This window comes from Paenarthrobacter sp. NPDC091711 (assembly GCF_044756605.1).
GTDB lineage: Bacteria > Actinomycetota > Actinomycetes > Actinomycetales > Micrococcaceae > Arthrobacter.
Window position 1 is genome coordinate 123,554 of the sequence record NZ_JBIVTF010000005.1, and the last position, 12,699, is coordinate 136,252.

Annotated in this window: 8 protein-coding genes; 2 read left to right on the plus strand and 6 right to left on the minus strand. The window is 64.2% G+C overall.

The features are described 5' to 3' along the window. Positions 1 to 35: 35 nt before the first annotated feature. Entirely contained in the window at positions 36 to 1,403 is a 1,368-nt protein-coding gene (locus ACIQH5_RS10305; RefSeq protein WP_400402729.1) for an LLM class flavin-dependent oxidoreductase, read from the plus strand. Next, the gene (locus ACIQH5_RS10310; RefSeq protein WP_400402732.1) at positions 1,403 to 2,437 is read left to right on the plus strand and encodes an aldo/keto reductase; all 1,035 of its coding nucleotides are present in this window, start codon (positions 1,403 to 1,405) and stop codon (positions 2,435 to 2,437) included. The genes ACIQH5_RS10305 and ACIQH5_RS10310 overlap by 1 nt, the downstream gene beginning before the upstream one ends. Before the next feature lie 22 nt (positions 2,438 to 2,459). On the opposite strand, the gene ACIQH5_RS10315 is transcribed toward ACIQH5_RS10310, so the two are convergent. From ACIQH5_RS10315 to ACIQH5_RS10340, 6 genes are read right to left on the minus strand one after another with little or no spacing between them, the layout of a single operon-like run. Continuing rightward, positions 2,460 to 3,668 (minus strand): AAA family ATPase, encoded by a 1,209-nt coding sequence (locus ACIQH5_RS10315; RefSeq protein WP_400402735.1) that lies wholly within the window; start codon positions 3,666 to 3,668, stop codon positions 2,460 to 2,462. A 55-nt stretch (positions 3,669 to 3,723) separates the two neighbouring features. Continuing rightward, on the minus strand, positions 3,724 to 4,548 hold the full coding sequence (locus ACIQH5_RS10320; RefSeq protein ID WP_400402737.1) for an inositol monophosphatase family protein: 825 nt from the start codon (positions 4,546 to 4,548) through the stop codon (positions 3,724 to 3,726). Next, positions 4,545 to 6,815, minus strand: coding sequence for an NAD-dependent DNA ligase LigA (gene ligA / locus ACIQH5_RS10325; RefSeq protein WP_400402739.1), 2,271 nt, complete (start codon positions 6,813 to 6,815; stop codon positions 4,545 to 4,547). Before ligA ends, ACIQH5_RS10320 begins: the two co-directional genes overlap by 4 nt. Before the next feature lie 39 nt (positions 6,816 to 6,854). Continuing rightward, on the minus strand, positions 6,855 to 7,511 hold the full coding sequence (locus ACIQH5_RS10330) for a hypothetical protein (protein ID WP_400402742.1): 657 nt from the start codon (positions 7,509 to 7,511) through the stop codon (positions 6,855 to 6,857). Between the two features lie 12 nt (positions 7,512 to 7,523). Continuing rightward, on the minus strand, positions 7,524 to 11,978 hold the full coding sequence (locus tag ACIQH5_RS10335) for an FtsK/SpoIIIE domain-containing protein (RefSeq protein WP_400402745.1): 4,455 nt from the start codon (positions 11,976 to 11,978) through the stop codon (positions 7,524 to 7,526). Further along, complete coding sequence (locus ACIQH5_RS10340) at positions 11,975 to 12,679, minus strand: hypothetical protein (protein WP_166843034.1); 705 nt, start codon at positions 12,677 to 12,679, stop codon at positions 11,975 to 11,977. The genes ACIQH5_RS10335 and ACIQH5_RS10340 overlap by 4 nt, the downstream gene beginning before the upstream one ends. Positions 12,680 to 12,699 lie beyond the last annotated feature (20 nt).

A 12,699-nucleotide genomic window follows, 5' to 3' on the forward strand; every position in this document is an offset into this window, starting at 1 on the left:
CAACTGAACCCCTGACTGAATCAAGGAGAATCCCCATGTCTGAACCACAGCGCCACCTGCACCTCAACGCCTTCCTCATGAGCACAGGCCACCACGAAGCCTCGTGGCGGCTGCCAGAAAGCGATCCCCTATCCTCCACCAAGGTGGAGCATTACCAGCATCTGGCACGCACGGCCGAGCGCGGAAAGCTGGACTCCATCTTCTTCGCAGACTCACCGGTCCTTTTCGGCGAGGTAGGCCGCCGTCCCGCCGGAAAGCTGGAGCCCACCGTGCTGCTGACCGCCATCGCGGCGGTCACCCGGAACATCGGCCTGATCGCCACCGCCTCAACCACTTACAACGATCCCTTCAACCTGGCTCGCCGCTTCGCGTCGGTGGACTGGGTCAGCGGCGGCCGCGCCGGTTGGAACGTGGTGACGACGGCGGGACCGGACGCCGCGCGCAACTTTGGCGTGGACGACCAGCCCGCACACGCCGTCCGCTACGAGCGGGCCGCTGAGTTCATTGAGGTGGCCCAGAAGCTTTGGGACAGCTGGGAAGACGATGCAGTGCTGGCGGACAAGGCCGAAGGCGTGTGGGGTGATGACAACAAGATCCGCGCCATTGAACACGAGGGCAAGCACTTCCGTGTGCGCGGCCCGCTGAATGTCCCCCGCTCACCGCAGGGCCACCCGCTGATCGTCCAGGCCGGGTCCTCCGAAGACGGCAAGAAGTTGGCGGCCCAGTACGCGGAAGCCGTTTTCACCGCGCACCAGACCCTGGGCGACGCACAGGCCTTCTATACGGACCTGAAGGCCCGCACCGCCGCCGTGGGTCGTGATCCGGAGAGCATCAAGATCCTGCCTGGCATCGTTCCGGTGATCGGATCAACGGAGGCCGAGGCACTGAGGCTTGAGCGCGAACTCGACGAACTGATCAAGCCGGAATACGCCCGTGAACAGCTCGCCAAGACGCTGCGTTTGAAGCCGGAAGACCTCCCCCTGGACCGTCAACTCCCCGCGGACCTGCCATCCGAAGATGAGATTGAGGGAGCTAAGAGCCGCTACACGCTGATCGTGGAACTGGCCCGCCGCGAGCAGCTCACCGTCCGGCAGCTGATCGGACGCCTGGGTGGCGGGCGCGGCCACCGCACCTTCTCCGGGACGCCCGAGCAGGTTGCCGATGCCATCCAGGACTGGTTCTTCGCCGGCGCGGCCGACGGCTTCAACATCATGCCGCCGGTTCTCCCATCGGGCCTGGAGATCTTCGTGGACCAGGTGGTTCCGATCCTCCAGCAGCGCGGCCTGTTCCGCACCGAGTACACCGCCTCCACCCTGCGCGGACACTATGGGCTTGCCCGGCCGGAGAATCGCTTCTCCGGTTCCACGGCACAGCAGCTCACGTCCATCGGATCGGCGTTCTAATGACCGAATACCGCAATCTGGGACGGACGGGGGTCAAGGTCAGTCAGCTGACCCTGGGAACCATGATGTTCGGGGCCATCGGCAATCCGGACCAAGACGACAGCATCCGGATCATCCACCGGGCGCTGGACGCGGGGATCAACCTGGTGGACACGGCCGATGTGTACTCCCAGGGCGAGTCCGAGGAAATCGTGGGCAAGGCCCTGTTGGGTCGACGCGATCAGGTTGTCCTGGCCACCAAAGTCCACGGGCGGCTCGGCGACGACGTAAACCAGGCCGGCAATTCGCGCCGCTGGATCATCCGCGAAGTCGAGGACAGCCTCCGCCGCCTGCAGACCGATTGGATCGACCTCTACCAAGTCCACCGGCCGGAGCCTGATACGGACATCGACGAAACGCTGGGAGCACTGAGCGACCTCGTCACCCAAGGCAAGATCCGCTACATCGGTACGTCCACGTTCCTGCCCGGCCAGATCGTCGAAGCCCAGTACGTGGCCCGCGAACGCCATCGCGAGCGGCCCGTCACCGAACAGCCGCCGTACTCCATCCTGGCCCGGGGCGCTGAACGGGAAGTGCTGCCGCTGGCGCAGCAGCACGGCTTGGGAATCCTGCCGTGGAGCCCGCTCGCTGGCGGCTGGCTGTCAGGACGGGTCAAGCCCGACGGCGGCCATCTTCCGTCGAGCCGCGCAGGCCGCCAACCCGCCCGGCATGATCCGGATCTCCCCGAGAACGCCCTCAAGACGAAAGCTGTGCTCGAGCTGACCGAACTGGCCGAGCAAGCGGGGTTATCACTGATCCACCTCGCCTTGGCCTTCGTGCTGGAACACCCGGCAGTGACTTCTGCGATCATCGGTCCCCGCACGCTGGAACACCTCGAGGCAGCCCTCGGGGCGGACAAGCTCACCCTGTCCCCCGACGTCCTGGACAGGATCGATGAGATCGTGCCGCCAGGGACCACTCTGAATGCCGCCGACGCGGGGTACGAGCCGGTGTGGCTGACGGAGCCGGCCCGCCGTCGTCGTTCCTCGCGGTAAGTACCCCGGCGGAAAGCGTGTTTCAGCGCTTGGGCCAACTCCACACAGGACCTTCCAGCGAACCCAGGCCCTTGATCCTGGTTTCGCCCAGATCCTTATAGAGCTCATGCTCATGCGCGGCACCGCTCTCCCGCAGCGCCTTGAGCAGGGCTTCGGAGTGAGTCACCACAATCATCTGGCTGCTGGCACTGGCTTGGACAATCAGTCCAGCCAGTGCCGGCATCAGGTCAACGTGGAGGCTGGTCTCCGGTTCGTTCAGGACCATCAATTCCGGCGGTCGCGGTGTCAGGAGGGCAGCTGTCAGCAGAAGGAAACGCAACGTCCCATCGGACAGTTCTGCCGCCTTCATGGTCCTCAGCATGCCGGGTTGCCGTAACTCGACGCTGAAGCGGCCGTCGTTGACCGCGATCTCCAGCCGGCTTCCGGGAAAGGCATGATCGACGGCGGCATCCAATTCCCGCTCGAAGCCCACCTCCCGCAATGTCTGGAGCGCAGCCGCCAAATCCCTGCCGCTGTGGTGCAGCACAGGAGTGCGGGTGCCGATTTGAGCCTGCCTGGCCGGCGCCTCGGCATCTGTGCGGAAGTGATCGTAAAACCGCCAGGAACGCACCGAATCCCTGACGCGCAGGACTTCCGGGGCCCGGTCCTGGTCCGAAACTTCGGTCAGCATGCTCTGAAAAGTATCCAAACGCCGGGAGAGCTCGGCCCATTCGCCATCCGGTCCACGCAACTTTGCGAGGCTCCCTTTGCGGTCAACCAGCAATGAGCCCGGCCTTGCCACCGGTCCGGAGAAAATCTGCTCCCGCTTGATCTCAGGGTCCAGGCTGAAAGCGGACGGCCTCGGCCTTCCTGTCTCTTCATCAAAACCCGAGCCGCTGGGCACCGGCATGCCCAGATCCACCAGATACCCGAACTCATCACCGGAGTAGCCCAATTTCAAATTCACGGACTCCCGCCGAACCGTTCCCTGAACGGGAACGTCACCACGGCGCATGGCGTCGCTGATGGACTCCGGCCCGGCCCAGAGAGTGGACGACAATCCACCGTCCCTGGCCAGCGAACCCACCACGTTTCCCGAGTCGCCGCCGGCACACTCGGCCAGCAGGCGCAGCGCGCGGTAGAGCGAGGACTTACCGCTGCCGTTGGCCCCGGTCACGACGTCCAGGCCGTGCAACTCCATGGCAAGGTCCCGGATGGACCGGTAGTTCGCGATGGCGAGTGTTGTGATCACTGGCTGAAGGTCCCAGGTTTGACGGACACAGGTTTGACGGTCACAGGTTTGGGGGTCACAGGGGGAATTTGCCGGACAGTTCCAGGGCCCCGGCACACATCCACGCCGCCAACCGGTCCTCCGTGCTGGGACCGCCATCAAGGGGGCTTTCCAAGCGAGGACGGCGAACCCAGCAGCCTGCTTCTTCCGCGATCAGGGCACCCGCAGCGAAGTCGTGCTCGTTGAGGCCGCGTTCCCCGTAGGCATCAAAGGTACCGTCAGCCACGAGGCAGAGGTCCAAGGCAGCCGAGCCGAGGCGCCGAACGTCGGCAAACCCCTCCATGAGTGCGGCGAGGCCTTCCGATTGGCTGGCTCGGGTAGCGGGATCGTAGCTGAAGCCCGTGGCCAGAATGAGTCCTGTGCGCCCGGGAACGGGACCAGCCAGTGTGGTGGTCTCTCCCCCGGCGTCCATCCACGCACCAAGCCCGCGGGCTGCGGAATAGATCCGGCCCAGCGCCGGTGCGTGAACCACGCCGGCCTGCCATACGCCGTCGGAGTCCGCCACCGCAACAGAGGTGGCGTAGTAGACGATGTTGCGGATGAAGTTGGTGGTCCCGTCAAGGGGATCTATGGACCAGCGATATCCCGAGGGCTGCTCAGGCCGCGTAGTGCCATGCTCCTCCCCCGTGATGGCGTCGTTGGGCCGCTCGGACATGATGGCTTCGCGGACCGCGTTTTCGGCCGCGACATCGAAAGCCGTGACCCAGTCTCCGGCCTCGCCCTTATTGCTGGTTTCCAGGCCGTGGCCGCCAGTGCCGGTGGCAGAGCGTTGCGCGAGGACAGCAGCGCCCGCAGCCGCGGCGCGTTTGGCGACCTCCAGCAGCTCCTTAGCGTCCGTCATTCCGAGGCCTCTTCCACAGATGCTTCGTCCGTCCCGGTTTGCGCCGGCCCGTTGGCCAGGAGCTCGCGGAAGCCGTCCTCGTCCAGCACCGGAACGCCGAGTTGTTCGGCCTTGTCCAGCTTGGTTCCGGCGCTTTCGCCCGCCACCAAATAACTGGTGTTCTTGGAGACGGAGCCGGAGGCCTTGCCGCCACGGATGATGATGGCTTCCTTGGCTTCGTCGCGGCTGAAGTTGGGCAAGGTGCCGGTTACTACGACGGTGAGCCCTTCGAGGGTCCGCGGCATTGAGGTGTCCCGCTCGTCCGCCATGCGCACACCGGCAGCGGCCCAGGTGTCCACGATCTCGTTGTGCCAGTCCACGGCGAACCATTCCTTGAGGGCCACAGCAATGGTGGGACCCACGCCATCAACGTGCGCCATTTGCTCTTCCGTGGCATTGCGGATGGCATCCATGCTGCCGAACGCGGTGGCCAGTGCCCGTGAGGCCGTGGGGCCCACATGCCGGATGGACAGAGCCACCAGTACGCGCCACAAGGGCTGCTTCTTGGCTTTCTCCAGCTCCACAAACAGCTTCTCCGTGGTTGCCGTGGGCTTGGACGGAGATTTCGCTGTTCCCTTGGTGTAGAAGTACGGCACCAGCTCGTATTCGCCCGTACCCACACCCTTGGAACGCTTTTCCCGGCGGATCAGGACATCTGCCAGGTCCTCGCGCGTCAGGCTGAACAGTCGGGCCTCGCTGGTGAGCGGCGGCGTCTCCGGCTCTGCCGGCTGGGTGAGCGCAACGGCGGCCTCCCACCCGAGCGCTTCAATATCGAACCCACCACGGCCCGCGAGGTGGAACACCCGCTCCCGCAGTTGCGATGGGCAGGACTTGGCGTTGGGGCAACGAATGTCCACATCGCCTTCCTTCGACGGCGCCAGCGGCGTGCCACATGAAGGGCATTCGGTAGGCATCACGAATTCCCGGACCGGCGGATCCTGTTTGTCACGCAGCGCCAGCACGGGCCCAACGATCTCGGGAATGACGTCACCGGCTTTGCGGAGAATAACGATGTCGCCGATCATGACGCCCTTGGCCTTGACCACGTCCTGGTTGTGCAGGGTGGCCATTCCAACTGTGGAACCGGCAACCTTCACTGGCTCCATCAGGCCAAAGGGAGTGACACGCCCTGTGCGGCCCACATTGACCGCGATGTCCAGGAGTTTGGTGTGGACTTCTTCGGGCGGGTACTTGTAGGCAGCAGCCCAGCGGGGGACGCGGGACGTGTAACCCAGCGCCCGCTGCGTGGCGAAGTCGTCAATCTTGACCACGATGCCATCGATCTCGTGCAGGAGCTTATGCCGTCGCTCACCGTAATCGGCAATGTACTTCAGGACAGCGTCGAAGGTATCCAGCACCTTGAGGTAGGGGCTGACAGGGAGGCCCCATTCTTCGAGGAGCCTGTACGTTTCGGACTGGCTCTTGGCCTCCAGCCCTTCACGGGCGCCGATGCCGTGGACAAACATGCTGAGAGGGCGCTTGGCCGTTTCGGCCGGGTCCTTCTGGCGGAGCGACCCTGCGGCCGCGTTGCGGGGGTTGGCGAGCGGTGCCTTGCCGGCAGCCACCAGCGTTTCATTGAACGCCACGAATGCCTTGGAAGGGATGAACACCTCGCCACGAATTTCCACTTCCGAGGGGTATCCAGAGCCACTGAGCTGACGTGGGATCTCCTTGATGGTCAGGACGTTGTGGGTGATGTCCTCACCTGTGGTGCCGTCGCCCCGGGTTGCGGCACGGACCAGTTTCCCGTCCCGATACAGCAGATTGACGGCCAGGCCATCGATTTTCAGTTCAGTCAGCCACGCGATGGGCGGAACGGAATCACCGAGCTTCGCCACGGATGCTTCGGCCTTGCGCACCCAGGCTTCGAGCTCGTCCAAGGAGAAGACGTCGTCCAGACTGTACATCCGCTGCAAGTGCTCCACCGCTGCGAAAGCGGACGACACCTCGCCGCCAACCTCCTGGGTGGGCGAGTCATTGGAAACAAGTTCCGGGTGAAGTGCTTCCAGTTCTTCCAGCCGGCGGTAGAGTTCATCGAACTCAGCATCAGAAACCGTTGGCGAGTCTTCCTGATAATAGGCATAACGGTACTTGCGGACGAGGTCCGCTAATTGCTCGTACTCGTCCCGCAGGGTCTCCGACGGCGGAGTCCCCTCCTCAGCAACGATCGCCTCGACGGCGTCCTGACGTGTGGTCTCTACCGGATCCGGATTCTCTGGTGTGCTCACAGGACTATCTTGCCGTAACCCGCCGACATTAAAGAGCCGTTAGTGCGACGAGAGCCTGTTCTTGCTCCACAGTGCAAAGGCCAGCCCTCCGAGGCCCACCACCAGAACGGCGCCCAGAAGCCCGAACAGGCCCAGCATGTTGGGACCTGTGAATGAGCTGGAGGCCAGCGCTGCGGCCTGCGTCTCCTTGTTCTTGTCTCTCTCCCTGTCTTTGTCCACGGGCAGGTTCCAGTTGGAGGATGAGCTCGGGCTCGCACTTGCGGAGCTTGGACGCACCGATGCCGAAGCCGAAGCGGACGGCGTTGCTGACGCCGAGGCTGACCCCACGCTTGCGGTGGGAACGGAAGGGTCCGACGGCGGGGCGCTCACCTGGGGTGCCGCGGTGACGATCTGGGTCACTGCGGGCTGGGGTGGAACCTGGACAGGCGGCTGCTCGGCCTGAACCGGAGGCGCTTGCACGGGTAGTGCAGGGGCAGGAGCCTGTTGCGTTTCCCGGTCCTTGCCCGGCTCCGGATTGGGCAAGGGCTTCTTGCCCTCCTCCGGAGCCAGCTCGGGCTGCGTGGGCGTTGGATCCTCGGTTCCCTCACTGGGTGCGCAGGAGAATTTTCCCTCGCACGGCGCCGCTTGAGCGGTGGCAACGGGTGCGATCAGCAGGCCTACCGCAAGCACGGCAGCCGGAATGAGCGAGCGTCGCATCTAGGTAGCCTCCTAGCTACGGTTTTCAGGCGGCATGGCGATTTGGAGCTTGCGTACCTTTCCACGTCCCACAATGTAGCCGCGGCCCGGTATGAAGTCCTTGCTGATCCGGCCCAGGGAAGTATTGAGGAGGGTGTCGCCTTCCACATCCCCGGGGTTGAGCAGGAGCCCGCGGCGTCCCGACTTGAACGGCTGGGCAAGGGACCAGGCCTGGGACCAAGTGGAGGTCTCGGACTCGCCCACCACCCATTGATCGGCCTTGATGGCGGCCGTCACCAACCGTCCCACTCCGGACTCCGCCAAGGTGTCAGTGAACTCGGTGAGGCCCTCGATGAAGATGGCCATGGTGCCAGGGTTGTCCGTGGCTTTGTCGATCAGGTCATCCACAACGTCCGAGACCTCGTCCGGCCCCACCAATGACCTGCTCCAGATGTTGAGTGAGGCCACCGCAGAACGCCGGGATCCAATGTAGATCAGGTCAGTTCGCGGGTTCGAACGCCGCAGGGCGTAGGCCAAGGTGACCAGGGCAACTGTCCGTCCAGCACCTGGGGGGCCGGCGAGCAGCAGGGATCCCTTGGCGGCGATGGCCGCGGAACCCAGCGTTTCGTCGTCCACACCAATAACGGGATTGTCCGGGGCGCCGGTGGGCAGGATGTCCAGGTCCACCAGCTCCGGGAGCCGTTGGATCTGAGGAGCCTGCTCCAGGCCCTGGCGCAGCATCGCCTGGCTGAGTTTCGCCACTTCACGGGCCTGCAGCGCGAGGTTCGAGTTGCCCCCAAGCACGGCGAGCTGAACTTCGAGCCCGTCCAACAAGCCACGTCCCGGAGGCGAAGCTGCGTTGAGGACATCCTTGGGGACGTCCAGGGTCATGTAGTCGTCTTCGGAACTCAGGCGCAGGACCAGCCGCTTCTGGATGGAAGCAAGGAGCGACGCCGGAACGGAGTTGGTGCGGTCACCGCTGACTACCAGATGGATGCCCAAAGGACGACCGTCAGTTGCCAGCGTCAGGAAGATGTCCCACAGCGCGGACAGGTTGCTGTACTCGTAGGATTCACGGAAGGAGGACATGCCATCCACCAGGATGAAGATGCGCTTCTCTTCGGGCCGGTTGGCCAGTTGACGGTATTCGACGATGGTGGAGGCCCGGACCTCGGCAAACCGTGCGGCCCGGTCATCCGCCACTTCCTTGAGCCAGCGCAGCAGTCGCCCAACGCGCTCCACGTCATCCCCGTTGATGATTTCACCAACATGGGGAAGGCCATCAAGCATCTTGAGTCCCGAGGAACCACAGTCCACGCCGTAGACGTGCACGGGCCCACCACGCGGCGTGACAGCCGCTGCGATGGCAATCCCGCGCAGGGCCGCCGACTTGCCGGATCCACCCGTGCCGTAGACGGCCATGTTGCCATCCTTATCCGGCTCGTAGAACACGGTGGGCTGGTCCTGGTGGGCGGGGTCGTCCGCCACACCCAGCAGGAGCCGTTCGTCGGTCCTCGGGTTGGGAAGCTTGGAGAAATCGTAGGTGGTGGCGAGTTCGTTGAGCCAAGGCTTCCGGGGAGGTTCGATGGACAGGACGTCAGCTGCCCGGATGATGTTTCCGGTCATCCTCGCAATGTCATTGGGCCCGGCCGGTTCTTCTTCCACCTGTGACACCAGGGGCGGTTCCCAGGTGGGGCCGGATCCGAACGCCATCTCCACAATGTCAATCCTGGGACGCTGCGGCTTTTCGGTGGTCCAGCCACCTGCATAGCCGGTTTGGAAGCCCTGGATTCGGCCCGGACCGGTCTTGGCAGCACCACGGCCCGGAATGGACGGATCAAAGTAGGCCGCGGTGGGAACGCCCAGGATGTCGGTTGCGTCCACTTCGTCGGCCATGCGCAAGGCGACGCGGAGGTTGGTGTTGGCACGCAGGTTGTCTTTGATGACGCCGGCGGGCCGTTGCGTGGCCAGGATCAGGTGCAGGCCCAAGGACCGGCCACGGGCGGCGACGTCCACCACGCCATCAACGAATTCGGGAACTTCAGTTGCGAGGGCGGCGAATTCGTCCACGATGATGATGAGGTAAGGGGGCGCCTCAGGATCGGCTTCGCGTTGCAGGGCCAAAAGGTCCTTGGCTTTCTTACGGTTCAAAAGCCGCTCGCGGTAGTGAAGCTCAGCGCGCAGCGAGGTCAGTGCACGGCGCACCAAGTGCGGTGACAAGTCAGTTACCAGTCCAACGGTGTGAGGCAGATGCAGGCAGTCGGCAAAGGCAGCACCGCCCTTGTAGTCCACGAACAGGAAGCTGACGCGGTCCGGGCTGTACGCCGCGGCCATTCCCATCACCCAGGACTGCAGGAACTCGGACTTACCGGCACCCGTGGTTCCGCCCACCAGTGCGTGCGGACCTTCGTTCTTGAGGTCCAGGTAGAACGGTTCCACACCTTTGGAACCAACCAGCGCACGGAGGCTGCCGTTGTCCTTGCGGTTGGGCACGGCCGTGGCGTGGACGGAGTTGTTCTCCTGCCAGCGCTCGGCCACGGCCTGCGGGTTGTCCATCAGTTCTTTGCCGATCAACGTGGCGTAGGAAACGGCGCGCGGGAGGTCGGAGTCGTCGTCGAGCGGGTTTCCAACATCCACCAGCGGCGACATCATGCGCGCCAGTTGGGTGGCGAGTTCGGCATCGAGACTTTCGCAGCTCACCGGGTACGTGTGGCGGCCCAAGCGGACCTGGCCGGTGGTGGTGCCGTGATCGCCGTCGACGGAGAGGAAGTCACGGCAGGCGGCAGGAAGGGACTGCACGTTGGCGGCCACCCACATGATGTGCACCCCGTAGTCGGGGCCGCGTTCCACCAAGCGTGTGAGGCGTCCGCGGTCCACCGGGGCGTCGTCCTCAACGATTACCAGGACGGCAGGAACCACCGGACCTGGAATGTCCTCGTGCTCATTCTTGAGTCCGGGACGAGGGTGCGGTCCAGGCTCCTTGGCCATGGACTCGCGCTCTTCCACGAGGCTTTCGAGCTTGGACAACAAGGCGGCGCCAGCGCCGGGGCCGGCAGCCAGATGATCGCCGGAGATGGGGCTGTGGCCCGAACCAACGTGCGGGAGCCACTGCAACCAGTCCCAACGCTCACGCGAGCGTGCGGAGGTCAGAGACGTGAGGACAACTTCGGCCGGCGAGTGGAGCCCCACCAACTGGAGCACCATGCCGCGGGCCACGTCATCCACCACGCTGCGGTCCCCTGCCACGCCAAAGGAGCCCGAGGTGCGCAGCTGCGAGACGATCGGAACCCCTTCTATGACGCGGACCTGCTGCAGGCACTCCTGGATTTCCCGCATGTACTGCGGTTCCGTTTCGTTGGCGCTTGGCTCATCGAACTGGATGCGCGACGGCGCCGAGCCCAGCCCGAAGCGAACCCCCAGGAAGTGCTGGTGTTCGGGCCTGTGGGTCCAGAGCAAGGGCCCAAGTTTGTAAATGGCGTCAACAGTATCGCTGACGGACGACGCTTCCTGGAGCCTGACAGCGCGCTCAATGTTTTGCTGCTTGTCAATGTCCTCGCGGAAAGCCAGCATGGCGGCTTTGAACTGTTTGTGGCCTTCCTTGGCCTGCCGCTTGCTCTGCATCTTGTGATCCACATAGTGCCCCACGATGAACAGCGGCATCATGGCCATGAAGAGCACGGACAGCAGGTTCTGGGTGACGGCGAAGAGCACGCCACCCATCAGGAGCGGCGCCACCAGCATGATGTATGGGAAGGGCTGGTGTTCCGGGCGCTTGGGGCCGGCGGGCGGCACGCGCTTGGGCGACTCGAACCTGGGCAGTACCCGCGGCGACCGGTTGAAATCCACCAGCGGCGACGACGGACCGCCGCCATGGTTCCGGGACAACGCGACAACGCCCACGGAAGTGTCGCCCAAGGTAACGGTGTCCGAGGACTCGAGCGTCGCACGGGTTACCGGCAACCCGTCCATGAGGAGGCCGTTGGCGGAGTTCGTATCCACTATTTCCACGGTCTCGCCCACCGTGATGCGCGCATGGCGCTTGGAGGTCAGCGGGTCCGACAAGCGGATGTCGGCGTCCCGGTCCCGGCCGATGTAGCTGGTGCCGAACGGCAGCGAAAATTCGCGTCCGACGTCGGGCCCTGACATCACGCGCAACGTCGCCGCTGCGGGTCCCCGGCTATTGCCGTTGGCGTGGCCGTTGGACGCGAACTGCTCGCTGACCTGCGCGAGGGAAACCTTGGACCCGGGCCGCAACCCGGACTCCAGCAGGTTGTCCGTAGGCCGCAGCACGTGCCCGGAGAGCCCGCCGCCGACGAAAGCTTCGTCCACGCTGATGGACAGGTTCGACGGCGGCTCGGTTCCCTTTCGTGCGGGGTCGGCCGCCCACAGCTCGGTGGCAATATCGGCCACGGTGGCACGACCATCCACCGTTACGGCGAGGTCCTTTGCTTCCGCAGGGTCACGCCGCAAGGTCAGGCGGAACTTCATCCTTCGTCGACTCCACTCATTTTTTCAAGAAGGTGCAGGTCAGCCGGGGTCACCAGGTGCGAGGTCACGGCGTGTTCCACCAAGCGCGCCCGGCGGTTGGTGGCAAGTTTTCCCACCCCGCCGCGCAGGCCAACGACGCCTACCCGGTCCAGTTTGTCGCAGACGTTGTCCAGTTTGCGGTTGAAACGGGTAAGTGCCCAGCCCAGTCGCTTCGCGGCCTCGGCGGATGAGGGAATAGCACTAAAACCGGTGCCGTCCCGCCGCAACATGGGCTCGGCCAAGGCAACAATGAGCGCCTTTTGCGAATCAGTGAAGACCACGGGACCGATGGTGGTGTCCCCCGCCTGGTCATCGTCGCGGGCTTCATGCCGGAAAGACGGCGTCTTCAAGTGCACGGCAAACTCATAGGTTGTAGGTCCGGCAGTGAAAATCACGTTGGTGTGGCTGAACACCAGCGGGATCCGTGCGCCGGGCGCCAACCAGGCCTGCATACCGCCGGAACCGTCAGCCACAGTGGCGGATAGCATGCTGCCCACGTTGCTGAGCCACCACATGCCGTCGTAACGGGCTATCTGCAGGAAGCGTCGGTGCAGGTACGGGTTGTCATCAACTTCCAAGTCACCTTCGCGTCCAATGTCGAAGATGTCCTCGTCGGATGGTTCGTACCATTCACCACAGAAATCTATTGCTAGATCCCCCATGATCTGTGCCTCCTAGGTCG

Bases quoted from the DNA above. Each gene is read 5' to 3' on its own strand.
- ACIQH5_RS10305 (WP_400402729.1), top strand. From the start codon at position 36: ATGTCTGAACCACAGCGCCACCTGCACCTCAACGCCTTCCTCATGAGC.
- ACIQH5_RS10310 (WP_400402732.1), top strand. From the start codon at position 1,403: ATGACCGAATACCGCAATCTGGGACGGACGGGGGTCAAGGTCAGTCAG.
- ACIQH5_RS10320 (WP_400402737.1), bottom strand. From the start codon at position 4,548: ATGACGGACGCTAAGGAGCTGCTGGAGGTCGCCAAACGCGCCGCGGCT.
- ACIQH5_RS10330 (WP_400402742.1), bottom strand. From the start codon at position 7,511: ATGCGACGCTCGCTCATTCCGGCTGCCGTGCTTGCGGTAGGCCTGCTG.
- ACIQH5_RS10335 (WP_400402745.1), bottom strand. From the start codon at position 11,978: ATGAAGTTCCGCCTGACCTTGCGGCGTGACCCTGCGGAAGCAAAGGAC.
- ACIQH5_RS10340 (WP_166843034.1), bottom strand. From the start codon at position 12,679: ATGGGGGATCTAGCAATAGATTTCTGTGGTGAATGGTACGAACCATCC.